The sequence below is a fragment of the Cupriavidus sp. GW823-FHT07A04 genome (assembly GCF_058794615.1).
Genome location: NZ_JBXAHA010000003.1, coordinates 249542 through 271587, shown reverse-complemented (window position 1 = coordinate 271587; position 22046 = coordinate 249542). Strand labels below are relative to the sequence as shown.

At 66.6% G+C, this 22046-nt stretch carries 22 protein-coding genes; 9 read left to right on the top strand and 13 right to left on the bottom strand.

Annotated features, from left to right (window positions below):
• Positions 1–54 precede the first annotated feature (54 nt).
• The 3 genes from yajC to queA form a co-directional block, all read right to left on the bottom strand.
• Complete coding sequence (gene yajC, locus AC1Q7Q_RS07020) at positions 55–384, bottom strand: preprotein translocase subunit YajC (RefSeq protein ID WP_441636490.1); 330 nt, start codon at positions 382–384, stop codon at positions 55–57.
• A 173-nt stretch (positions 385–557) separates the two neighbouring features.
• Positions 558–1709, bottom strand: coding sequence for a tRNA guanosine(34) transglycosylase Tgt (tgt, locus tag AC1Q7Q_RS07015; protein WP_416049657.1), 1152 nt, complete (start codon positions 1707–1709; stop codon positions 558–560).
• Between the two features lie 40 nt (positions 1710–1749).
• The gene (gene queA, locus AC1Q7Q_RS07010; RefSeq protein WP_492372981.1) at positions 1750–2796 is read right to left on the bottom strand and encodes a tRNA preQ1(34) S-adenosylmethionine ribosyltransferase-isomerase QueA; all 1047 of its coding nucleotides are present in this window, start codon (positions 2794–2796) and stop codon (positions 1750–1752) included.
• A gap of 184 nt (positions 2797–2980) precedes the next feature.
• On the opposite strand from queA, the gene recG reads away from it, so the two are divergent.
• From recG to ubiA, 6 genes are all read left to right on the top strand, one after another.
• Complete coding sequence (gene recG / locus AC1Q7Q_RS07005) at positions 2981–5182, top strand: ATP-dependent DNA helicase RecG (protein ID WP_492372953.1); 2202 nt, start codon at positions 2981–2983, stop codon at positions 5180–5182.
• Positions 5183–5304: 122 nt separating this feature from the next.
• A complete protein-coding gene (locus AC1Q7Q_RS07000; protein ID WP_043349480.1) occupies positions 5305–6258 on the top strand; it encodes a LysR substrate-binding domain-containing protein in 954 nt (317 codons plus the stop codon).
• A 412-nt stretch (positions 6259–6670) separates the two neighbouring features.
• Complete coding sequence (locus AC1Q7Q_RS06995) at positions 6671–8116, top strand: catalase (protein ID WP_492372954.1); 1446 nt, start codon at positions 6671–6673, stop codon at positions 8114–8116.
• Between the two features lie 77 nt (positions 8117–8193).
• The gene (locus tag AC1Q7Q_RS06990) at positions 8194–8388 is read left to right on the top strand and encodes a hypothetical protein (protein WP_492372955.1); all 195 of its coding nucleotides are present in this window, start codon (positions 8194–8196) and stop codon (positions 8386–8388) included.
• Between the two features lie 77 nt (positions 8389–8465).
• A complete protein-coding gene (locus tag AC1Q7Q_RS06985; protein ID WP_035867478.1) occupies positions 8466–8951 on the top strand; it encodes a Dps family protein in 486 nt (161 codons plus the stop codon).
• A 129-nt stretch (positions 8952–9080) separates the two neighbouring features.
• A complete protein-coding gene (gene ubiA / locus AC1Q7Q_RS06980; protein ID WP_492372956.1) occupies positions 9081–9938 on the top strand; it encodes a 4-hydroxybenzoate octaprenyltransferase in 858 nt (285 codons plus the stop codon).
• 104 nt (positions 9939–10042) lie between these two features.
• On the opposite strand, the gene proC is transcribed toward ubiA, so the two are convergent.
• Complete coding sequence (proC, locus tag AC1Q7Q_RS06975; RefSeq protein WP_492372957.1) at positions 10043–10867, bottom strand: pyrroline-5-carboxylate reductase; 825 nt, start codon at positions 10865–10867, stop codon at positions 10043–10045.
• A 45-nt stretch (positions 10868–10912) separates the two neighbouring features.
• The gene (locus AC1Q7Q_RS06970; protein ID WP_492372958.1) at positions 10913–11641 is read right to left on the bottom strand and encodes a YggS family pyridoxal phosphate-dependent enzyme; all 729 of its coding nucleotides are present in this window, start codon (positions 11639–11641) and stop codon (positions 10913–10915) included.
• A gap of 63 nt (positions 11642–11704) precedes the next feature.
• Between AC1Q7Q_RS06970 and AC1Q7Q_RS06965 the strand changes: the two genes are divergently transcribed.
• The 3 genes from AC1Q7Q_RS06965 (at position 11705) to AC1Q7Q_RS06955 (ending at position 14495) form a co-directional block, all read left to right on the top strand.
• Complete coding sequence (locus AC1Q7Q_RS06965) at positions 11705–12748, top strand: type IV pilus twitching motility protein PilT (protein ID WP_150985964.1); 1044 nt, start codon at positions 11705–11707, stop codon at positions 12746–12748.
• 34 nt (positions 12749–12782) lie between these two features.
• The gene (locus AC1Q7Q_RS06960; RefSeq protein ID WP_492372959.1) at positions 12783–13922 is read left to right on the top strand and encodes a PilT/PilU family type 4a pilus ATPase; all 1140 of its coding nucleotides are present in this window, start codon (positions 12783–12785) and stop codon (positions 13920–13922) included.
• Between the two features lie 81 nt (positions 13923–14003).
• Positions 14004–14495 (top strand): glutathione peroxidase, encoded by a 492-nt coding sequence (locus tag AC1Q7Q_RS06955; RefSeq protein ID WP_492372960.1) that lies wholly within the window; start codon positions 14004–14006, stop codon positions 14493–14495.
• A gap of 53 nt (positions 14496–14548) precedes the next feature.
• Here AC1Q7Q_RS06955 and AC1Q7Q_RS06950 read toward each other — a convergent pair whose 3' ends face one another.
• From AC1Q7Q_RS06950 to AC1Q7Q_RS06915, 8 genes are all read right to left on the bottom strand, one after another.
• Positions 14549–15238: a helix-turn-helix transcriptional regulator gene (locus AC1Q7Q_RS06950; protein WP_492372961.1), complete on the bottom strand. Its 690-nt coding sequence runs from the start codon at positions 15236–15238 to the stop codon at positions 14549–14551.
• A 54-nt stretch (positions 15239–15292) separates the two neighbouring features.
• The gene (locus tag AC1Q7Q_RS06945) at positions 15293–15658 is read right to left on the bottom strand and encodes a VOC family protein (protein WP_492372962.1); all 366 of its coding nucleotides are present in this window, start codon (positions 15656–15658) and stop codon (positions 15293–15295) included.
• Positions 15659–15738: 80 nt separating this feature from the next.
• Positions 15739–16461, bottom strand: coding sequence for an LrgB family protein (locus tag AC1Q7Q_RS06940; protein WP_043349437.1), 723 nt, complete (start codon positions 16459–16461; stop codon positions 15739–15741).
• Positions 16458–16844 (bottom strand): CidA/LrgA family protein, encoded by a 387-nt coding sequence (locus AC1Q7Q_RS06935; RefSeq protein WP_492372963.1) that lies wholly within the window; start codon positions 16842–16844, stop codon positions 16458–16460. The genes AC1Q7Q_RS06940 and AC1Q7Q_RS06935 overlap by 4 nt, the downstream gene beginning before the upstream one ends.
• 77 nt (positions 16845–16921) lie before the next feature.
• On the bottom strand, positions 16922–18187 hold the full coding sequence (gene glcF / locus AC1Q7Q_RS06930; protein ID WP_492372964.1) for a glycolate oxidase subunit GlcF: 1266 nt from the start codon (positions 18185–18187) through the stop codon (positions 16922–16924).
• A gap of 65 nt (positions 18188–18252) precedes the next feature.
• Positions 18253–19368: a glycolate oxidase subunit GlcE gene (gene glcE, locus AC1Q7Q_RS06925; RefSeq protein WP_492372965.1), complete on the bottom strand. Its 1116-nt coding sequence runs from the start codon at positions 19366–19368 to the stop codon at positions 18253–18255.
• 30 nt (positions 19369–19398) lie between these two features.
• Entirely contained in the window at positions 19399–20358 is a 960-nt protein-coding gene (locus tag AC1Q7Q_RS06920) for an ion transporter (protein ID WP_492372966.1), read from the bottom strand.
• A gap of 2 nt (positions 20359–20360) precedes the next feature.
• Positions 20361–21854, bottom strand: a complete 1494-nt coding sequence (locus AC1Q7Q_RS06915; RefSeq protein ID WP_492372967.1) for an FAD-linked oxidase C-terminal domain-containing protein — start codon at positions 21852–21854, stop codon at positions 20361–20363.
• Between the last annotated feature and the right edge of the window lie 192 nt (positions 21855–22046).

Here is a 22046-nt window from a genome sequence, read left to right as displayed (position 1 = left end):
GGAGAAGCTGGGCGGCGCCTGAGTCAAGCAACGCCACGCCCGCGGCCGCGGTGCTCAGAGCGACTTCAGCGAGCCCTTGGGCAGCACCGTGGTAACCGCGCTCTTTTGCACCGTGATTTCGGTGCCCGCGGCGATTTCGATGGTCACGTATTGTTCGTTGACCTTGGTGACACGGCCGAGAATGCCGCCGGCGGTCACGACTTCGTCGTTCTTGGCCAGGGCTTCCAGCATTGCCTTCGATTCTTTCTGGCGCTTCATCTGCGGGCGGATCATGATGAACCACAGCACCGCGAACATCAGGATAATAGGCAGGAAACTCATCAGGCCACCCGCCGCGCCGCCGGTGGCACCGGCAGTCTGGGCAAATGCGTTAGAAATCAGCACGTTGCTTCTCCGTCACAAAGTCAATCAGTTAGTCGATCATTCTACCACCCGCTTGCAACCGCATTCCATGCCCGATCCGGGCATTTACGGTGCAGTACGGGTTTGTTCGGGGCGCCTTGCGAGCCGCTTGGCAGCTGCAGGCACCGCTATTCGACCGGAGCCGTGCAGAAAGTTCACGCCGGGGCGGGCGTGGCCGACTGCGCCCCGCGCGCGCGATCGGCGGCGAACTGAAGGCGGAAGGCCTCGAAGCGGTGTTCCTCGATGGCTTCGCGCATCTCGCTCATCAGTTCCAGGTAGTAATGCAGGTTATGGATGGTGTTAAGGCGCGCACCCAGAATCTCGCCAACCCGGTGCAGGTGGTGCAGGTAGGAGCGCGAGAAGTTGCGGCAGGTATAGCAGCCGCAGGACTCGTCCAGCGGGCGGGTGTCGTTGCGGTGGACGGCATTCTTGATCTTGACGTCGCCAAAGCGCGTGAACAGCCAGCCGTTGCGGGCATTGCGGGTCGGCATCACGCAGTCGAACATGTCCACGCCCGACGCCACGCCGGCCACCAGGTCTTCGGGCGTGCCCACGCCCATCAGGTAGTGCGGCTTGTGCGCGGGCAGGCGCGGGCCCACGTGCTCCAGCACGCGCATCATGTCTTCCTTGGGCTCGCCGACCGACAGGCCGCCGATGGCGTAGCCGTGGAAGTCCAGCTCCGACAGGCCGGCCAGCGACTCGTCGCGCAGGTCCTCGAACATGCCGCCCTGGACAATGCCGAACAGCGCGTTGGGGTTGCCCAGGCTGTTGAACTCGTCGATCGAGCGCTTGGCCCAGCGCAGGCTCATGCGCATGGAGGCGGCCGCTTCCGCGTGGGTGGCGGGGCGGCCGTCGATTTCGTACGGCGTGCATTCGTCGAACTGCATCACGATGTCGGAGTTCAGCGTGCGCTGGATCTGCATCGAGATCTCGGGCGACAGGAACAGCTTGTCGCCGTTGACCGGCGAGGCAAAGGTCACGCCATCCTCGGTGATCTTGCGCAGCGCGCCCAGCGAAAACACCTGGAAACCGCCCGAATCGGTCAGGATCGGCTTGTCCCAGCCCATGAAGCGGTGCAGGCCACCGTGCTTTTCCACCACTTCCAGCCCGGGGCGCAGCCACAGGTGGAAGGTATTGCCCAGGATGATCTGGGCGTTGATCTCACCGAGCTCGAGTGGCGACATCGCCTTGACCGAGCCATAGGTGCCGACCGGCATGAAGATCGGGGTCTCGACCACGCCGTGGTTGAGGGTGACGCGGCCGCGGCGGGCGTTGCCGTCGGTGGTGAGCAGTTCGAAGTTGAGCATGGCGGGATTCGGGATTCAGGGTCGGGCTGGCGCGGCGCGCTCAGGGCTGGGGCTGGCGCGTCAGCAGCATGGCGTCGCCGTAGCTGAAGAAGCGGTAGCGCTCGGCCACCGCATGGCGGTAGGCGGCGCGGATGGGCTCCACCCCGGCCAGCGCCGACACCAGCATCAGCAAGGTCGACTTGGGCAGGTGGAAATTGGTGATCAGCGCATCGACCACGCGGAAACGGTAGCCAGGCGTGATGAAGATCTCGGTGTCGCCACGGCCGGCGGCCAGCGTGCCATCGGTGGCGCCGGCGGACTCCAGCGCACGCAGGGACGTGGTGCCGACCGCGATCACCCGGCCCCCGGCGGCGCGCGTGTCGAGCACGGCCTGGGCCAGCGCATCCGACACCTCGTACCACTCGGCGTGCATCTTGTGCTCGGCCAGGTTCTCGGTGCGCACCGGCTGGAAGGTGCCGGCGCCCACGTGCAGGGTCAGGAAGCCGCGGCGCACGCCCAGTGCGTCGAGCCGGGCGAACAGGGCCTCGTCGAAATGCAGTCCGGCGGTGGGTGCGGCCACCGCGCCGGGGGCGCGGGCGTAGACCGTCTGGTACCGGGTTTCGTCGAAGGCGTCGGGATCGTGGGTGATGTATGGCGGCAACGGCAGGCGGCCGTGGCGCTCGATCAGGTCCAGCGCCGGCTCGGGGAAGGTGAGCGTGAAGAACTGGTCCACGCGCGGGCCCACAGTGACGTCGAAGGCATCCGCCAGGCGCAGCAGGCTGCCCACGGGCGGCGTCTTTGAGGCACGCACCTGGGCCAGCACGGTGTGGCTGTCCAGTACCCGCTCGACCAGCACCTCGACCTTGCCGCCGCTGCCCTTTTGCCCGAAGAAGCGCGCCTTGATGACGCGGGTGTCATTGAACACCAGCAAATCGTTGGGTCGCAGGTAGTCGACGATGTCGGTAAACGCGCGGTCTGTGAGGCGGGTGGTGCCCACCCGGGCGTCCGTATCCACCACCAGCAGACGGCTCGCGCCGCGCTCCGGCAAGGCGGTCTGGGCGATCAGTTCGGGCGGGAGGGCAAAGTCAAAATCGGACAGCGTCAGCATCATGGGGGCAAAAACGGCCGCAGACCGCGCGGTGGCGCGGCCGGCATAGGTACAATCGGTGAATCCGATATTGTAAGGCTTGGGGCGGCTGCGCCGCCCGGGCGTGCGTGATATCGCCTATTTGCGCCAACCAGCGCGTGCCAGCTGGCGCGCGCCACGACCTGAATCGCCAGCCACGCCCCAGATGCCAGGAACCGCTCCCGACCGAACCCCGGAAACCAACGACAGCCCGCCCGCGGCGCGCGCCGGGGACAAGCCGGGCCGTGCGGGCAAGGCGGCGGCCAAGGGCGCTGCCGCCGGCAAGCCGTCCTCGGCCATGGCCCGGCTGCACAAGCTCGGGCTCAAGCGCGACGTCGACCTGGTGCTGCACCTGCCCATGCGCTACGAGGACGAGACCACGCTGCTGCCGATCGCCGATGCCATCGGGCGCGCGGGCATGGGGCTGACGGTGCAGGTCGAGGGCGTGGTCACCTCCAACGAGGTCAGCCTGCGCCCGCGCCGCCAGATGGTGGTCAAGATCGCCGACGATACCGGCGAGCTGACGCTGCGGTTCATTAATTTCTACGGCAGCCAGACCCAGTTGATGGCCGAAGGCGCCTGCCTGCGGGTGCGCGGCGAGCTGCGCGGCGGCTTCTTCGGCGCGGAGATGGTCCATCCCACGGTGCGCGCGGTGACGCCCGGCGAGGCGCTGCCCGAGCGGCTGACCCCGGTCTACCCGAGCACCGCCGGCATCCCGCAGAGCTACTTGCGCAAGGCCATCGGCGGCGCGCTGTCACGCACGCCGCTGCCCGAGACCCTGCCAGCGCCCGTGCTGCAAGGCCCACTGGCCCAGCTCAAGCTGCAAGCCTTGCCGGAGTGCCTGCGCCTGCTGCACACACCGCCCCAGGATGTGGACGAGCATGCGCTGGTTGAGCGCTCGCACCCGGCCTGGCAACGTATCAAGCTCGATGAGCTGCTGGCGCAGCAGCTCTCCCTCAAGCGCTCCCAGGCGGCGCGGCGCGACAAGAGCGCGCCACCCATGCCACGCCGCGCGGGCGGCCTGCTGACCGCCTTCCTGGCCGCGCTGCCGTTCAAGCTGACCGGCGCGCAGCAGCGCGTGGTGGAAGAGATCGCCAAGGACATGGGCGCGCCCCACCCGATGCACCGCCTGCTGCAGGGCGACGTCGGCAGCGGCAAGACCATCGTGGCGGCGCTGGCCGCCTGCCAGGCCATTGATGCCGGCTACCAGGCCGCGCTGATGGCACCCACCGAAATCCTGGCCGAGCAGCATTACCGCAAGCTCTCCGCCTGGCTGGAGCCGCTGGGCGTGCCGGTGGTGTGGTTGGCCGGCAGCCTGAAGACGCGCGCCAAGCGCGAGGCCGCGGCCAAGGTCGAGTCCGGCGAGGCCAAGCTGGCCATCGGCACCCACGCGCTGATCCAGGACAGCGTCAAGTTTGCCCGCCTGGGCTTGTCCGTGGTCGATGAGCAGCATCGCTTCGGCGTGGCCCAGCGGCTGGCGCTGCGCGGCAAGGCGGACCCCGATGCCGCCGCCGCGCCGGGCAAGGCTGGCAAGGCCGCGGAAACCGTACCGCACCAGCTGATGATGTCGGCCACGCCGATCCCGCGCACGCTGGCCATGACCTACTACGCCGACCTCGACGTCTCGGTGATCGACGAATTGCCGCCTGGACGCACTCCGGTGGTGACCCGGCTGGTCAACGACGCGCGCCGCGACGAGGTGATCGAGCGCGTGCACCACGCCGCCGCCGATGGCCGCCAGGTCTACTGGGTCTGCCCGCTGATCGAAGAGAGCGAGGCGCTGCAACTGCAGACCGCGGTGGAAACCTATGAAACCCTGGTCGCCGCCTTGCCCGAGCTCAAGGTGGGACTGGTGCACGGGCGCCTGCCGCCGGCGGAGAAGGCTGCGGTGATGGAAGACTTCACTGCCAACCGGCTGCAGGTGCTGGTAGCCACCACCGTGATCGAGGTGGGAGTGGACGTGCCCAACGCCTCGTTGATGGTGATCGAGCATGCCGAGCGCTTTGGCCTGGCGCAGTTGCACCAGTTGCGCGGCCGGGTAGGGCGGGGCAGCGCGGAATCGGTCTGCCTGCTGATGTACCAGGCACCGCTGTCGCCCACCGGGCGCGAGCGCCTGGCGACCATGCGCGAGACCACCGACGGCTTCGAGATTGCCCGGCGCGATCTGCAGATACGCGGTCCCGGCGAGTTCCTCGGCGCGCGCCAGTCCGGCGAGGCAATGCTGCGTTTCGCCGATCTGAACACCGACGCCTGGCTGGTCGATTATGCCCAGGAGGCCGCCGAGCTGATGCTGGCGCGCTTCCCGGAGGCGGTAGAGGCGCACCTGCTGCGCTGGCTGGGTGGCAGGGAGCATTACCTGAAGGCCTGATGTGACGGTGGGGGCTCACCCGGTGCGGGCGGTCAGGTATCGCCTGCGTCGCTTTGCCTGCCATCTCTGACAGAACGTCGAATCGAAGGTAAAATCTATCGCTTAACGGAAATTGATAAGTCATGACGCTCACCGAACTCAAGTACATCGTCGCCGTAGCGCGCGAGCGCCATTTCGGCCGGGCGGCCGAAGCTTGCTTCGTGTCGCAGCCGACGCTGTCGGTGGCGATCAAGAAGCTGGAAGACGAACTCAATGTGCAGATCTTCGAGCGCGGCACGTCCGAAGTCTCGGTGACGCCGATCGGCGAGCAGATCGTGGCGCAGGCCCAGCGCGTGCTGGAGCAGACCATGGCCATCCGCGAGATCGCCAAGCAGGGCAAGGACCCGCTGGCCGGGCCGCTGCGGCTTGGCGTGATCTACACCATCGGGCCCTACCTGCTGCCCACGCTGGTCAAGGAAATGATCCAGACCGTGCCGCAGATGCCGCTGATGCTGCAGGAGAACTACACGGTCAAGCTGATCGAGCTGCTCAAGCAGGGCGAGATCGATTGCGCCATCATGGCCGAGCCCTTTGCCGATTCCGGGCTGACCGTGCAGCCGCTGTATGACGAGCCTTTCGTCGTGGCGGTGCCGCGTGGCCACCATCTGGAACATGCCGGGAAGGTGGATCCCGACGAACTCAAGCAGCAAACCATGCTGCTGCTGGGCAGTGGGCATTGCTTCCGCGACCAGGTGCTGGGCGTATGCCCGGAGCTGTCGCGCTTCTCGCAGGCGGCCGACGGCATCCAGAAGACCTTCGAAGGCTCCTCGCTCGAAACCATCCGCCATATGGTCGCAAGTGGCGTTGGCATCACGGTGCTGCCGCGGACTTCAGTGCCGGACCTGAAGCCCAACAAGAACGACCTGCTGGCCTACGTGCCCTTTACCGATCCCGTGCCCGATCGGCGCGTGGTGCTGGCCTGGCGCAAGAGCTTTACCCGCCTGCCGGCCATGGAAGCGTTGCGCCGCGCGGTGGCTGCCTGCGACTTGCCCGGCGTCAGCATGCTGGCCGCCAAGGAACTGGCTGAAGCCGCCTGAGCGCGCCCTGCCTGCCGGCGCTTTGCGCCGGCAGCACGCTTTGCCCTGCCTTGTTTTTTCTCCTCCCTCGATTTTTCTAAATTCACTGTGTCTTTGCCCTATGCCATGCTGGCGCGCGGGCAGGAATAGGCATGTTCTATTTCATAGTTAGAAATAATTGAATTTGAAATTCAATAGCCTTTCCGTAGACTTCCTCCATCGACGCATTGCGCGCTGTCATCCACAAGGAGTCGCACATGAAAGGCGAAAGACCCAGCTTGACCGCCGCCGGCGAGCTTCTGAGCGCACTGGCCGGCCGCATGGCCGACTGCCTGGCCTGTTACGCCACGGTGTACTGACATTTTGCCGCGGCTTTGCCGCAACCCGCCCTAGCCAGACTCCCCGTTCCACCCCCACGAAAAATGAGGCCAAGATGAGCAAGAACAAGGACACTCTCACCACCGCCGCTGGCGCGCCGGTAGCCGACAACCAGAATTCGCAGACCGCCGGCCCGCGCGGCCCGATGCTGCTGCAAGACGTGTGGTTCCTGGAGAAGCTCGCTCACTTCGACCGTGAAGTCATCCCCGAGCGGCGCGTGCACGCCAAGGGCTCGGGCGCGCACGGCAAGTTCACGGTGACCCACGACATCACGCGCTTTTCCAAGGCCTCGATCTTTGCCAGCGTTGGCAAGGAGACGCCGATGTTCATGCGCTTCTCCACGGTGGCGGGCGAGCGCGGCGCGGCGGATGCCGAGCGCGATGTGCGCGGGTTCTCGGTCAAGTTCTATACCGATGAAGGCAACTGGGACGTGGTGGGCAACAACACGCCGGTGTTCTTCGTGCGCGACCCGCTGAAATTCCCGGATTTCATCCACACGCAAAAACGCAATCCGCGCACCAACCTGCGCGACCCGATTGCCGTCTGGGATTTCTGGTCGCGCCATCCGGAATCGCTGCACCAGGTCACCATCCTGATGAGCGACCGTGGCCTGCCGCAGAACTATCGCCAGATCCATGGTTTCGGCTCGCATACCTTCTCGTTCATCAATGCGGCCAACGAGCGTTTCTGGGTGAAGTTCCACTTCAAGTCGCAGCAGGGCATCGCCAACTGGACCAACGAGGAAGCGGCCAAGGTGGTGGCGGGCGACCGCGAGAGCGCGCAGCGCGACCTGTTCGAGAACATCGAGCGCGGCAACTTCCCGCGCTGGAACGTGCGCGTGCAGGTCATGCCCGAAGCCGATGCGGCCAAGTACCACATCAACCCGTTCGACCTCACCAAGGTGTGGCCGCACAAGGACTATCCGCTGATCGACGTCGGCGTGATGGAGCTCAACCGCAACCCGGACAACTACTTTGCCGAGGTGGAGCAGGTGGCGATGAACCCTTCCAACATCGTGCCGGGTATTGGCTTCTCGCCCGACAAGATGCTGCAGGGCCGGCTGTTCTCGTACGGCGACACGCAGCGCTACCGCCTGGGCGTGAACCACAACCAGATCCCGGTGAACGCGCCCAAGTGCCCCTTCCACAATACCTTCCACCGCGATGGCGCGATGCGCGTGGACGGCAACCAGGGCGGCAAGCTCAACTACGAGCCGAACCGCGAGGGCGCCTACGCCGCCAGCGAGCGCGCCATCGAGCCGCCCCTGGCCCTGGATGGCGCGGCCGACCGCTTCGACCACCGTGTCGACAGCGATTACTACAGCCAGCCCGGCGCGCTGTTCCGCCTGTTCGACGAGGCCCAGCGCCAGCGTCTTTACGCGAACATTGCGGCAGCCATGCAGGGCGTGCCGGAAAACATCGTGCGGGTGCAGCTGGAGCACTTCACCAAGGCCGATCCGGCTTATGGCGAGGGCGTCAAGCGCGCACTCAACCTGAAGTAATGCGCAAGCAATGAAGCAGGGCAGTGCGGGTGGCCCCGAGCCGGGGCCACCTTGAAAGCCCGGCACGGAGAACCATCATGGCCATGTTCAGACTGTTCGCCAGCGAATTTCAGCAGTTGCAGCAAGTTGCCCACGACCGCCCCCGCCGCGCAGACGCGGCGCGCCTGCAGCGCAAGCTGTGGCGCACGGAGATCGGGCTGGCGGCGGTCGCGCTGGGCGCGGTCGCGATGTTCCTGGACGCGGCCAAGGGTTTGTCTGCCTTTACCGGGTGATGCCATAATGTGCGGGTTGTGCCGCGTCCCGTGGCGCGGCAGTTGTCAGAGCCACCCCAGACTGGAGCGTACCTATCATGGCAAAGAAGAATGAGATGAGCGTGAACATCGGCATTTCCGACAAAGAACGCAAGAAGATCGCGGAAGGCCTGTCCAAGTTGCTGGCGGATACCTACACGCTCTATCTCAAGACCCATAACTTCCACTGGAACGTCACGGGTCCGATGTTCAACACCTTGCACCTGATGTTCGAGACGCAATACACCGAGCTGGCGCTCGCCGTGGATTCGATCGCCGAGCGTATCCGCGCGCTGGGCTACCCGGCGCCGGGCACCTACAAGGAATACGCCCGCTTGTCGTCGATCCCGGAGGAAGAGGGCGTGCCCGAAGCCACCGAGATGATCCGCAAGCTGGTCGAAGGCCAGGAAGCCGTGGTGCGCACCGCGCGCTCGCTGTTCCCGGTCATCGACGCCGCGGGCGACGAACCCTCCGCCGACCTGCTGACCCAGCGCATGCAGACGCACGAAAAAACCGCGTGGATGCTGCGCTCGATGCTGGCCTGATGCCCTGAGTCGACACCACCGGCGGCCTTGGTGTGCTGCCGGCCATGCGCGCCGCGCCCTGACCGGGTCGCGGCGCGTTTTTCGTTGAATGCCATTGCCTTGCCCGACCCCGTGCCGCGGCCCCTCGCCATGCTTGAACGCTTAGCCCTGTACGCGCGCCTGGTGCGCATCGACAAGCCCATCGGCACGCTGCTGCTGTTGTGGCCCACGCTGTGGGCACTGTGGATGGCCTCGGGCGGCCAGCCGGTGTGGAGCCTGTTCTGGATCTTCGTCATCGGCACCTTCCTGATGCGCTCTGCCGGCTGCGCCATGAACGACTGGGCCGACCGCGACTTCGACAAACACGTCAAGCGCACCAAGGAGCGGCCGCTGACCGCGGGCAAGATTGCCGCATGGGAGGCCGTGGCGGTGGCGGTGGTGCTGGCGCTGGCAGCCTTCGCGCTGATCACGCCGCTCAATGGGTTTACCAAGTGGCTGGCGGTGGTCGCGGCCGTGCTTGCCGCCACCTATCCGTTCTTCAAGCGGTTCTTTGCCATCCCGCAGGCCTACCTTGGCATTGCCTTCGGCTTTGGCATCCCGATGACGTTCGCCGCGGTGCAGGACCATGTGCCGGTGGTGGCGTGGGTGATGCTGCTGGCCAATGTGTTCTGGGCGGTGGCCTACGATACCGCCTACGCCATGGTGGACCGCGACGATGACTTGCTGCTCGGCATGAAGACTTCGGCCATCACGTTCGGGCGGTTCGATGTCGCCGCCATCATGATCTGCTATGCGGTGTTCCTGGGGTTGATGGCCTGGGCCGGTACGCAGTTCGGGCTGGGCTGGCCGTACTGGACCGGGCTGGCGGCGGCGGCGGGATGCGCGGTGTATCACTACACGTTGATCCGCGAGCGGGATCGCATGAAGTGCTTTGCCGCGTTCCGGCACAACAACTGGCTGGGTGCTTGTGTGTTTGCCGGGGTGGCTGCGGCTTATGCGTTGCGCTGAAGGATGTTGTGCGTCAGATAGCGTCATCCCAGGCGGTCTTGGCCTTTTCGGCCGGCTTCGTTCAGCGCTGCACGAAGCCGCTCTCGCGACCGCTTGAGCCTGACTCAGTCCTTGCCAAACTCCGCGCCCATTTCCGTCGCGCGTTCAGCGGCGGCGTGCATGGCCTTGACGAAGGCTTCGCCGATACCGGCGGCTTGCATGGCGGTGAGCGCGGCGTAGGTGGTGCCGCCCTTTGAGGTCACGCGCTCGCGCAGCAGGCTGACCGGCTCTTCCGACTGGGCAGCCAGGGCCGCGGCGCCGCGGAAGGTTTCCACTGCCAGCGCGCGCCCTTGCTGGGCGTTCAGGCCGAGCTCCACGGCCGCTTTCTCCATGGCTTCGATGAAGTAGAAGACGTAGGCCGGGCCGCTGCCGGAGATGGCCGTGACTGCGTCGATCTGCGCGTCGCCTTCCACCCACTCGCACTTGCCCACGGCTTCGGCCAGCGCGCTGGCGATGTCACGGTCTTGCTGCGCCAGTCCGGCTACCGCTGCCAGGCCGGTCATGCCCATGCCGGCCAGCGCCGGGGTGTTGGGCATGGCGCGCACCAGGCGGGTGCGCCCGCCAAACCAGCGCCGCATGTCGGCCAGGCGGATGCCGGCGGCCACGCTCACGATCAGGCTGTCGCCCAGGTGCGGCAGCAGCGCTGCCGCCGCTTCGCGGAACTGCTGCGGCTTGACCGCCAGCACAAGCACATCGCTCTTGCCAAAGGCGGCGTCGGGCGCGCCTGCCGCATGCACCCCGAGGTCGCGCCGCAGGCGCGCCTGCGCTTCATCGAACGGATCGACCACGCGGATCGAGGTGGCTGGCACGCCCCGGGCGATCAGGCCGCCGATCAGGGCGGTGGCCATATTGCCGCCGCCGAGGAAACCAAAGGTGAGAGTCTTGAGCATATCGGTCTCTTGCTGGGAATCGTCTGGGAAGAAGGGGGCCGGCGTTCAGGCCAGCTTGGCCTGTGTCGCCTCGGGTGCCGTGGCATGGTCGCGCGCGCCGAAAATGGCGGTGCCGATGCGCACCACGGTAGCGCCCTCGGCAATGGCAGCCTCCATGTCGGCGGACATGCCCATCGAGAGCGTGTCCACATCCAGCCCGGCGGCGCGCAAGGTGTCGAGCAGGGTGCGCAGCGCGGCAAACGGCCGGCGCTGGGCCGCCATATCGCTCTGCGGCTCCGGAATGGCCATCAGGCCGCGCAGCCGCAGCCCGGGCAGCGCCGCCACGGCGCGTGCCAGCGCGGGCACTTCGTCTGGCGCGACGCCGCTCTTGCTGGCTTCGCCGCTGATATTGACCTGCAGGCAGACCTGCAACGGCGCCATGCCGGCGGGCCGCTGCGCCGACAGCCGCTCGGCGATGCGCAGGCGGTCGATGGCATGGACCCAGTCGAACTGCTCGGCCACGGCACGCGTCTTGTTGCTTTGCAGGGGGCCGATAAAGTGCCAGCTTATCTGGTCGCGCAAATCGCCAAGCTGCGCAATCTTGTCCACGCCTTCCTGCACGTAGTTCTCGCCAAAGGCGCGCTGGCCGGCGTCGAACGCAGCCTGCACCGCGGTGGCGGGGAAGGTCTTCGAAACCGCCAGAAGCGTGACTTCACCGGCCGGTCGCCCGGCCTGTTGTGCGGCTGCCGCGACACGCCGGTTGACGGCTTGCAAGTTGGCGGCGATTACAGACATAATCCGGCGAACATATCAAGAAGTACAACAATAAGTACGACAAAAAGGGTGGGGTCATTATAGATGGACATCGCGCAGCTATTAGCTTTCGCCGTCAAGAACAAGGCGTCCGATCTCCATCTCTCGGCAGACATGCCGCCGATGGTGCGTATCCACGGCGATATGCGCCGCATCAATGTGGCCGCGATGGGCCACAAGGATGTCCACGCCATGGTGTACGACATCATGAGCGACACCCAGCGCAAGCAATATGAGGAACGGCTGGAAATCGACTTTTCTTTCGAGATCGCCAGCCTCTCGCGTTTCCGGGTCAACGCTTACAACACGCAGCGCGGCGCCGCCGCCGTGTTCCGGACCATTCCTTCCAAGGTACTGACGCTGGAAGACCTGCGCGCGCCGGCGGTATTCGCCGACCTGTGCATGAAGCCGCGCGGCCTGGTGCTGGTGACCGGCCCGACCGGCTCGGGCAAGTCCACCACGCTGGCGGCGATGGTGGACCACCGCAACGATCACGACATGGGCCACATCCTCACGGTGGAGGACCCGATCGAGTTCGTGCACACGTCCAAGAAGAGCCTGATCAACCAGCGCGAGCTGGGGCCGCACACGCATTCTTTCGCCAACGCGCTGCGCTCCGCGCTGCGCGAGGATCCCGACGTGGTGTTGGTGGGTGAGCTGCGCGACCTGGAAACCATCCGCCTGGCGCTGACCGCGGCCGAAACCGGCCACCTGGTGTTCGCCACGCTGCACACGAGCTCGGCGGCCAAGACCATCGACCGGGTTGTCGACGTGTTCCCGCCCGAAGAAAAAGACATGGTGCGCACCATGTTGTCGGAGTCGCTGGAAGCGGTGATTTCGCAAACGCTGCTCAAGACGCGCGACGGCAACGGCCGTACGGCGGCGCACGAGATCATGATCGCCACGCCGGCGATCCGCCACCTGATCCGCGAGAACAAGATCGCGCAGATGTACTCGATGATGCAGACCAGCAGCGGCCTTGGCATGCAGACGCTGGATCAGTGCCTGTCGGACCTGATCAAGCGCGGCATCATCAACTACAACGATGCCCGCGCCATTGCCAAGAACCCCGACTCATTCACGGGCTGAGGCGAGTCCGCCGCATCCGAACCAGGACACCGCCATGCTCGATCGCGAATCCGCCGCCAAGTACATCAACGACCTGCTCGAGCTGATGGTGGGCAACCGCGGCTCGGACCTGTTCATCACCGCGGATTTTCCGCCGGCCATCAAGGTCGACGGCAAGATCACGCCAGTCTCGCAGCAGCCGCTCAACCCCACCCAGGCGCTCGGCCTGGTGCGCTCCATCATGAATGAGCGGCAGGCGGGAGAGTTCGACGGCAGCCGCGAGTGCAACTTCGCCATCTCCGTGCCCAACGCCGGGCGCTTTCGCGTCTCCGCGTTCATCCAGCAGGGCAAGGCGGGCATGGTGGTGCGTACCATCAATACGCGCATTCCTTCGGTGGAAGACCTCGACCTGCCGCCAGCACTGCATGACATCGTGATGTCAAAGCGCGGACTGGTGATCGTTACCGGCGCCACCGGCTCGGGCAAGTCGACCTCGCTTGCGGCCATGCTCGATCATCGCAATGCGCATTCGTATGGGCACATCATCACCATCGAGGACCCGATCGAATACGTGCACGCGCACCAGAACTGCATCGTCACGCAGCGCGAGGTCGGCATCGATACCGACTCCTGGCACGTGGCGTTGAAGAACACGTTGCGCCAGGCGCCCGACGTGATCCTGATCGGCGAAATCCGCGATCGGGAAACCATGGAATACGCGATGCAGTACGCGGAGACGGGCCACCTGTGCCTGGCCACGCTGCACGCCAACAATGCCAACCAGGCCATCGACCGCGTGGTCAACTTCTTCCCCGAGGAAAAGCGCCAGCAGTTGCTGATCGACCTGTCGCTCAACCTGAAGGCGATGGTGTCGCAGCGCCTGTTGCCGCGCAAAGGGCAGAAGGGCCGGGTGCCGGCAGTGGAGATCATGCTCGGCACGCCGCTGGTGGCCGACCTGATCTTCAAGGGCGAGATCCATGCGCTCAAGGAAGTCATCAAGAAATCGCGCGAGCAGGGCATGGTGTCGTTCGACCAGGCGCTCTTCGATCTCTACGAGGCCGGCAAGATCACCTACGAAGACGCGCTGCGCAATGCCGACTCGCTCAACGACCTGCGGCTGATGATCAAGCTGCACGGCACCCTGGACCGCGAGCCCGACCTGGGCGCCGGCACCGAACACCTGAACGTGATCTGAGCACGCACCGCATCGCCTAGTACACTGACCGGTACAGGACGCGCATCGCCGTGCGCCGCCGTGCCACCCGAGGATTCCGTCATGAGCAATGTCTACCAGTTCGAAGCCAGCTCCCTGGCTGGCCAGCCGGTGCCGCTGTCGCAATTCAGCGGCAAGGTGCTGCTGATCGTGAACACCGCCAGCGAGTGCGGCTTCACGCCCCAATACGCCGGCCTGCAGGCGCTGCAGGACCAGTACACCGCCAGTGGCCTTGCCGTGCTGGGTTTTCCCTGCAACCAGTTCGGCAAGCAGGAGCCGGGCGACGCCGCGCAGATCGGCCAGTTCTGCGAGTCGCGCTTCCACGTCACTTTCCCGATGTTCGGCAAGATCGACGTCAAGGGCGATAACGCGCATCCGCTGTATCGCTGGCTGACCTCGGAGAAGCCGGGCGTGCTTGGCCTGGAAGCGATCAAGTGGAACTTCACCAAGTTCCTGCTGCGCCGCAACGGGACGGTGTTCAAGCGCTACGCGCCCACCACCAAGCCCGAGGATATCAAGCGCGACATCGAGACGCTGCTGGCCGAGCCGGCGTAGGATGCGTCCCGAATCAGCCGATCAGCCGATCAGCCGATCACCCGATCGGCCGGCTAGCCGCTGGTGTGCTGCACCGCACGCAGGAAGCCGTTGAGCGAGCGGTCGGGCGTTTCGTGGAAGCGGTCTTCCAGCATGACGATGCCGCGGCAGCGGTCCAGGCGGAAGCTGCGATAGTCGGTGCGCGTGGTGCACCAGGCGGCCAGCAGCCAGCTATTGCCCCAGAAGAACAGGCCCAGCGGCTGCACGATGCGGTCGGTGGCGCGCTGCTGCGCGTCGGTGTAGTCCAGGCGCAGCAGGCGTTGCGCGTTCATGGCGCCATGCACCACGTCAAAGGCGTCGCGCACCTGCGGCAGGTTGACGAATTCGGGGGCGAACACGCGGCTTTGCTGCGCCGCATGACGCCGCGCGGGCGGTAGCGCCGCCACCAGCTTCTCCAACGCGGGATCGGCCGCGGCGGCCAGCGCCCCGCCGCCCCAGGCCTTGAGCAGCCGCAGCCCGGCCACCAGCGCTTCGACTTCGATCGCGGTGAACATCAGCGGAGGGACGTCATAGTCGGCCCGCAACCGGTAGCCGATGCCCGCTTCGCCCTCCACCGGCACGCCCGACAGCGACAGCGCCTGGATATCCCGGTACACCGTGCGTTCGGACACCCCGAGCCGCTGCGCCAGCAGCGCCGCCGTGGTGAGGCGGCGCCCGCGCAGTACCTGGACGATCTGGAAAAGGCGGTCGGCGCGGCGGCTCATCGAGGCTTCATCTTGGTGCTATGCGGGTATTGGTAAAACGGTCGCGGTGGCTGACTATCCTACCAGTGGCTGGTGCAGGCCGACGCGATTGCCTTCGCTGTCGATGATATGCGCGATATGGCCGATATCGCCAGGCAACTGCAGCGGGCCGAACACGGTCTTGCCGCCGGCCGCGGTGACACGCGCCAGCAGCGCCGTGAGCTGCGGCGTGTGCAGGTAAGGCAGGCAGCCGTCGGCCGAGGGGCGGAAGCCCTCGCCGGCTACCAGTGCGCCGCCAGGCTCACGGTTGGCAAAGACAGCCATGTCGATCTGCGCCATGGTTTCGCGCTTGAGGGTGGTCTCGAAGGCCTGCTCGTAGAACCGGATGGCACGGGTCATGTCCACGACAGGAATTTCAAGCCAGTTGATCAGTCCGCTCATGATGGTCTCTCTCAGGGGTGATGGAGAGACGGATCATGCGCGGGGGCTCCTGACAACGTCCTGTCAGCAGGGATCAGGGATCAGCGTGGCATCCATGCCGCCAGCATCGGCACCATCACGGCGGTCAGCACGCCGTTCAGGCCCATGCCGAGCGCGGCGAAGGCGCCGGCCTCCTGGTTGACCTGGAAGGCGCGCGCCGTGCCGATGCCGTGCGCTGCCACGCCGGTGGCGAAGCCGCGCACGGTGTAGTCGGAAATGCGCAGCAGGTTCAGCAGCTTGGTGGCGCTGACCGCGCCGATGATGCCGGTGGCCATCACCAGCACGGCGGTCAGCGAGGGCAGGCCGCCGATCTTCTCGGCCACGCCCATGGCGATCGGGATGGTGACCGACTTGGGCGCGAGCGAGCGCATGGTCTCGGGCGAAGCGCCCAGCAGCCAGGCGATGCCAACGGCCGATACCACCGCCACCAGCGATCCCGCCAGCAGCCCGCCCAGCAGCGGGAACACATGCTTGCGCAACTTGGGCAGCTGCATGTAGAGCGGCACCGCCAGCGCGACGGTAGCGGGCCCGAGCAGGAAGTGGACGAACTGCGCGCCATCGAAATAGGTCTTGTACGGCGTGCCGGTCACCGTCAGCAGCGTGACCAGGATCGCGACCGCAATCATCACGGGATTGGCTAGCGGCGAGAAGCGCGCGCGCTCATAGACGCGGAACGCGAAGACATAGGCCAGCAAGGTAGCGGTCAGGCCGAGCAGCGGGCTGGCCGCCAGATAGACCCAGATCTCGTTCAGGCGCGGCGTCATGCTTGATCTCCCGAACCGGCTTGCGCGCCGGCATCCTCAGGCGGCCGGGGCTTGCCCATCAGCGCGCGCGCCACCAGCGCGGTGGTGGCGATCGCCAGCCAGGTGGACACCACCAGCGCCACCACGATCGGCAGCCATTCCCCGCCGATGCGGTGCGCGTGCACCATGATGCCGACGCCCGCCGGCACGAACAGCAGCGACAAGTGCTTGAGCAGCTCGGACGTGGTCCCCTGGATCACCGGCAGCAGCCGGTCGTCGAAGGTGAGCCAGCCGAACAGCAGGATCATGCCGATCACCGGCCCGGGCACGGGCAGGCTCAGGGAATAACTGAGCGCTTCCCCGACGGATTGGAAAACCAGCAGGATGGCAAAGGTCTGGAGCATGCGCGGGCGGGGCGAAAGGAGCGAAAGGCGGCAAGGGTGAATGCCATCGCATGGTAACCCGGCACCACGCGTCCAGCCTACCCCAGCATGCGATCCACCAGCTCGATCCAGTGCATCACCGGCGTGCCGGTGCCGCTTTGCAGGTGCGTGATGCAGCCGATATTCGCCGAGACGATGGCCTCGGGCTTCGAGGCCTGCAGATTGGCGAGCTTCTCGTCGCGCAACCGATAGGACAATTCGGGCTGCAGCACCGAGTACGTGCCTGCGGAGCCACAGCACAGGTGGCTGTCGGCACAGAGCTTGACGTCCACGCCCAGGCCTGCCAGCAGGGCTTCCACCTTGCCGCGGATCTGCTGGCCGTGCTGCAGCGTGCAGGGCGGATGATAGGCCACGCGCTGGCCATTGGTGCCGTTGGAGCCTTTGCTGCTTCTTGCCTCGGCGGCCGCGTCTTGCAGGGCGTCGGCGAAGTTCGGCAGCAGCTCCGACAGATCCTTGGTCAGCGCCGAGATCTGGCGCGCGCGATCCGCATAGCGGGCATCGTTGCGCAGCAGGTGGCCGTATTCCTTGACCATCACGCCGCAGCCCGACGCCGTCATCACGATGGCCTCCGCGCCGGCTTGCACCGCCGGCCACCAGGCGTCGATATTGCGCCGCATATTGTCGAGGCCACCATCGTGGTCGCCGGTGTGATAGCGCACGGCGCCGCAACAACCGGCCTCGCGCGCCACCACCAGCTGCACGCCAAGACGGTCGAATACGCGTGCCGTGGCGGCATTGATGTTGGGCGACATCGAGGGCTGCACGCAGCCGTCGAGCAACAACATCTTGCGCGCGTGCGTGGTGCGCGGCCATGCGCCGGCGTTGACCGCCTGCGGCACCTTGTTGCGCAGCGCCTGCGGCAACAGCGCTCGCACGCGCTGCCCCAGGCGCATGGCCGTGCCGAACAGTGCCGGGCGCGTCATGCTTTCGCGCAGCGCCCACCGCGCGAAACGCTCGCGCGCCGGGCGCTGGATGCCTTCGGCCGCAAGGCGGTCGTCCACCACCTTGCGGCCGATGTCGACCAGACGGCCGTACTTCACGCCCGAGGGGCAGGTGGATTCGCAGTTGCGGCAGGTCAGGCAGCGGTCCAGGTGCAGGCGTGTGCTTTCCGTGACGGGCTGGCCCTCCAGCACCTGCTTCATCAGGTAGATGCGGCCACGCGGGCCGTCCAGCTCGTCGCCGAGCAACTGGTAGGTGGGGCAGGTCGCGGTACAGAAGCCGCAATGCACGCATTTGCCGACGATGGACTTGGCTTCTTCGCCGTCGGGCGTGTCGCGCAGGAATTCGGCCAGTGTGGTTTGCATGGTTCGGGGACTCTCCGGTGCCTTGGCTGGGGATCGATGCGGTGTGGTGCGGTGCCGCCCGTGGCTCAGAGGCCGGCGTACATGCGCTGCGGGTTGAAGATGCCGGCGGGGTCGAACGTCGCCTTGAGCCGCTGATGGATGGCAGCCACCGGTGCGGACAGCGGCGTGAACACGCCCACGGCTTTGTCGCCGTTGCGGAACAGCGTGGCGTGGCCGCCGGCCGCCTTGGCCGCGGCGCGCACGATGGCGCTGTCGGCCGCGCTGTCGCTGCCGCCCAGCCACCAGCGCTGGCCGCCGCCCCATTCGATCAGCTGCCCGCCGGGCAGCGCCAGCGGCGCGGCGGTGGTTGGCACGGCAATGCGCCACAGTGCCCGGCCAGCTTGCACCGGGGCAAAGAAGGCGTGGCTCTGCTCGCGCAACGCGCGCCACAATGCATCGGCTTGCGCGGCGTCCACGGCTTCGCCGCCAAGCCGCTCGCGCGCGGCGCGCAGCGCGGCCGCCGCGCCCGACAGGCGCAGGTGCAGCACGCCGTCGTGCCAGGCCGAAGCGGCAATCGGCAGGGGCTGGCCGCCCCAGTCGTTGAGGCGATCGAGCGCCGCGGCCTCGTCCAGCGCAAAACGCAGCGTGGCGTCGTCGAAGGGCACCGGCAGCACCTTGAGCGAGACTTCCAGGATCAGCCCCAGCGTGCCGAGCGACCCGGACATCAGCCGCGAGACGTCATAGCCGGCTACGTTCTTCATGACCTGGCCGCCAAAGCTCAGGACGTCGCCACGGCCATCCATCACGCGTGTGCCCAGCACAAAGTCACGCAACGCGCCCACCGCCTGCCGGCGCGGGCCGGACAGGCCAGCGGCCACGGCGCCGCCGATCGTGGCCACGTCGCTGGCATTGGCGCCGGTGCTGAAGTGCGGCGGCTCGAACGCCAGCATCTGGCGCCGCTCGGCCAGCGCCGCCTCGATCTCCGCCAGCGGCGTGCCGCAGCGCGCGGTGATCACCAGCTCGGGCGGGTCATAGTCGACGATGCCGCTGTAGGCGCGCGTGTCGAGCAGCGCCCCTTGCGCATGCTGGCCGTAGAAATCCTTGCTGCCGCCGCCGCGCAGGCGCAGCGGCGCGCGCGTGTCGGTGGCATGCCGGATGGCATCGCGAAAGGCGGAGAGGGTGGCTTGCGGATCTGCTGGCATGGTGGCGGGCGGGTGTCGGCGTGAGCTAGGTCAGGCGGAAGAAGTGGGACGGTGAGGTGGCGTCTCGGCGCTTGCGCGGGAGCCTGCCGGCTCGCGTTCGCTCTCGCCCTGGTAAGGCGGCAGCTCGCTGCCGCAGTGCTTGCAGTAGCCGGCGTCGGGATCGTGGCCTTCCGTCAGGCAATGGTTGCAGGTGCGCGTGGTCAGCGGCCGCTTCATGATGCTGGCGGCCAGCTCCGCGCCCACGATGCCGGTGGGGAAGGCGATGATGCCGTAGCCCAGCAGGATGGTCAGCGAGGTGATGAACTGGCCCAGCGGCGTCTTGGGCACCATGTCGCCGAAGCCGGTGGTGGTGAGCGTCACCACCGCCCAGTACATGCTCACGGGGATGCTGGTAAAGCCGTGCTGCGGGCCTTCCACCACATACATCACGGTGCCGAGGATCACGGTGATGATGAACACCGTGCCAAGGAAGACGAAGATCTTGCGCCGGCTGTTGGCCAGCGCGTGGTACAGGATCTGCGCTTCCTCGAAATACACCGTCAGCTTGAGGATCCGGAACACGCGCAGCAGCCGCAGCAGCCGCACGTCGATCAGGAAGGCCAGCTCCGGCACGAAGAAGGCGAGCCAGGTCGGGATGATCGACAGGAAATCAACCACGCCGAAGAAGCTGAACACATAGCGCAAGGGGCGGCGCACCACCACGATGCGCATCAGGTATTCGGCGGTAAACAGCAGCGTGAACAGCCACTCCAGCACCGTGAACACGCGGCCCAGCCGCAGGTTTACCGCCGGCAGGCTGTCAAACATCACAATCAGCACGCTGGCCACGATGGCCAGCAGCAGAGTGATGTCGAACAGCTGTCCGTTGCGCGTGTCGGCCTCGAAGATGATGGTGTACCAGCGCTCGCGCCAGCCGGATTCGGGCTTGCCGAGGCGCTGGCGGGTTTGCGCGCTGCTGCGGTTGCGTTGCGTGGCGTTTTGAGCGGCCATGTTCAGAATCGCGGCAGGTCAGGGTGCGGCAGCAGGCCGCGCTTCACATGCATGCGGCCGTACTCGGCGCAGCGCGCCAGCGTGGGGATGGCCTTGTCGGGGTTGAGCAGGCGCGCCGGGTCGAAGGCCGCCTTGACGCCAAAAAACAGCTCGCGCTCTTGCGCGGAGAACTGCACGCACATGGAATTGAGCTTCTCCACGCCCACGCCGTGCTCGCCGGTCACCGTGCCGCCCAGCTCCACGCAGCTCTCCAGGATGTCGGACCCGAACAGCTCGGCGCGGTGCCATTCGTCCTGGTCCGCACCATCGAACAGGATCAGCGGGTGCATATTGCCGTCGCCAGCATGGAACACGTTCATGCAGCGCAGGCCGTACTTGCGCTCCATCTCCTCGATGCGCTTGAGCAGCGTGCCGATATGCTTGCGCGGGATGGTGCCGTCCATGCAGTAGTAGTCTGGCGAGATGCGCCCGGCGGCGGGGAAGGCGTTCTTGCGCCCGCTCCAGAAGCGCAGCCGTTCGGGCTCGCTTTGCGACACCTGGATGCGGCTGGCGCCGGAAGCGCGCAGCACCTCGCTCATGCGCTCCACTTCCTCGGCCACTTCTTCCGGCGTACCGTCGGACTCGCACAGCAGGATGGCGGCGGCGTCCAGGTCGTAGCCGGCGCGCACGAATTCCTCGACCGCTGCAGTGGCGGGCTTGTCCATCATCTCCAGCCCGGCAGGGATGATGCCGGCGCCGATCACATCGGCCACCGCGTTGCCGCCCTTGGCCACGTCATCGAAGCTGGCCATGATCACCTGCGCCAGCTGCGGCTTGGGGATCAGCTTGACGGTCACCTCGGTGACCACCGCCAGCATGCCTTCGGAGCCGATCACGGCGGCCAGCAGGTCCAGCCCCGGCGCGTCGGGCGCTTCCGAGCCGAACTCCACCACTTCGCCCTCCATGGTGACGGCGCGCACGCGCAGCACGTTGTGCACCGTCAGGCCGTACTTCAGGCAATGCACGCCGCCCGAGTTCTCGCTGACGTTGCCGCCGATGGTGCAGGCGATCTGCGAGGAAGGATCGGGGGCGTAATAGAGGTTGTATTGCGCGGCGGCCTCGGAGATGGCGAGATTGCGCACGCCGGGCTGGACCACCGCGGTGCGCGAGCGCACGTCCACGCTGACAATGCGCTTGAACTTGGCCAGCGACAGCACCAGGCCAGTGGCGATCGGCATGGCCCCGCCGGACAGGCTGGTGCCGGCGCCGCGCGGCACCACGGGCACCTGCAGCGAGTGGCACAGGCGCAGGATGGCGCAGACCTGGTCTTCGTTGTCGGGCAGCGCCACGGCCATCGGCACCTGGCGATAGGCTGCCAAGCCGTCGCACTCGTAGGGCACGGTGTCTTCGGGTTTCCACAACAACGCCGCATCGGGCAGGATTTTCGCCAGGCCGGCGAGCAACGCGCTGCGGCGTGCGTCGTCGGCGACCAGTGAGACTTCGTGCGGGGCGTTCATGGCAACTCCTGTTATGGCCGCCGGCGCCCGCCATGGCAGGGCGGACGCGGGTGGGGAGCAAGGACTATAGCGCAGCCAGGTGGCTGCGCAGCCTCGTGGCAACGTGAATTCCGCATGGCGGGCCGATCAAAATCGCTCATGACGGCGTGGGCGCGGAACGTGCCACGCGGGCGGTGGCGAGGGGATCCTCGC

Excerpts from the sequence above, each read along its gene's own strand:
- tgt (WP_416049657.1), bottom strand. The coding sequence starts at position 1,709 with ATGCTCAACTTCGAACTGCTCACCACCGACGGCAACGCCCGCCGCGGC.
- queA (WP_492372981.1), bottom strand. The coding sequence starts at position 2,796 with ATGCTGACGCTGTCCGATTTTGACTTTGCCCTCCCGCCCGAACTGATC.
- recG (WP_492372953.1), top strand. The coding sequence starts at position 2,981 with ATGCCAGGAACCGCTCCCGACCGAACCCCGGAAACCAACGACAGCCCG.
- AC1Q7Q_RS07000 (WP_043349480.1), top strand. The coding sequence starts at position 5,305 with ATGACGCTCACCGAACTCAAGTACATCGTCGCCGTAGCGCGCGAGCGC.
- AC1Q7Q_RS06995 (WP_492372954.1), top strand. The coding sequence starts at position 6,671 with ATGAGCAAGAACAAGGACACTCTCACCACCGCCGCTGGCGCGCCGGTA.
- AC1Q7Q_RS06990 (WP_492372955.1), top strand. The coding sequence starts at position 8,194 with ATGGCCATGTTCAGACTGTTCGCCAGCGAATTTCAGCAGTTGCAGCAA.
- AC1Q7Q_RS06985 (WP_035867478.1), top strand. The coding sequence starts at position 8,466 with ATGGCAAAGAAGAATGAGATGAGCGTGAACATCGGCATTTCCGACAAA.
- ubiA (WP_492372956.1), top strand. The coding sequence starts at position 9,081 with ATGCTTGAACGCTTAGCCCTGTACGCGCGCCTGGTGCGCATCGACAAG.
- proC (WP_492372957.1), bottom strand. The coding sequence starts at position 10,867 with ATGCTCAAGACTCTCACCTTTGGTTTCCTCGGCGGCGGCAATATGGCC.
- AC1Q7Q_RS06970 (WP_492372958.1), bottom strand. The coding sequence starts at position 11,641 with ATGTCTGTAATCGCCGCCAACTTGCAAGCCGTCAACCGGCGTGTCGCG.
- AC1Q7Q_RS06965 (WP_150985964.1), top strand. The coding sequence starts at position 11,705 with ATGGACATCGCGCAGCTATTAGCTTTCGCCGTCAAGAACAAGGCGTCC.
- AC1Q7Q_RS06960 (WP_492372959.1), top strand. The coding sequence starts at position 12,783 with ATGCTCGATCGCGAATCCGCCGCCAAGTACATCAACGACCTGCTCGAG.
- AC1Q7Q_RS06955 (WP_492372960.1), top strand. The coding sequence starts at position 14,004 with ATGAGCAATGTCTACCAGTTCGAAGCCAGCTCCCTGGCTGGCCAGCCG.
- AC1Q7Q_RS06950 (WP_492372961.1), bottom strand. The coding sequence starts at position 15,238 with ATGAGCCGCCGCGCCGACCGCCTTTTCCAGATCGTCCAGGTACTGCGC.
- AC1Q7Q_RS06945 (WP_492372962.1), bottom strand. The coding sequence starts at position 15,658 with ATGAGCGGACTGATCAACTGGCTTGAAATTCCTGTCGTGGACATGACC.
- AC1Q7Q_RS06940 (WP_043349437.1), bottom strand. The coding sequence starts at position 16,461 with ATGACGCCGCGCCTGAACGAGATCTGGGTCTATCTGGCGGCCAGCCCG.
- AC1Q7Q_RS06935 (WP_492372963.1), bottom strand. The coding sequence starts at position 16,844 with ATGCTCCAGACCTTTGCCATCCTGCTGGTTTTCCAATCCGTCGGGGAA.
- glcF (WP_492372964.1), bottom strand. The coding sequence starts at position 18,187 with ATGCAAACCACACTGGCCGAATTCCTGCGCGACACGCCCGACGGCGAA.
- glcE (WP_492372965.1), bottom strand. The coding sequence starts at position 19,368 with ATGCCAGCAGATCCGCAAGCCACCCTCTCCGCCTTTCGCGATGCCATC.
- AC1Q7Q_RS06920 (WP_492372966.1), bottom strand. The coding sequence starts at position 20,358 with ATGGCCGCTCAAAACGCCACGCAACGCAACCGCAGCAGCGCGCAAACC.
- AC1Q7Q_RS06915 (WP_492372967.1), bottom strand. The coding sequence starts at position 21,854 with ATGAACGCCCCGCACGAAGTCTCACTGGTCGCCGACGACGCACGCCGC.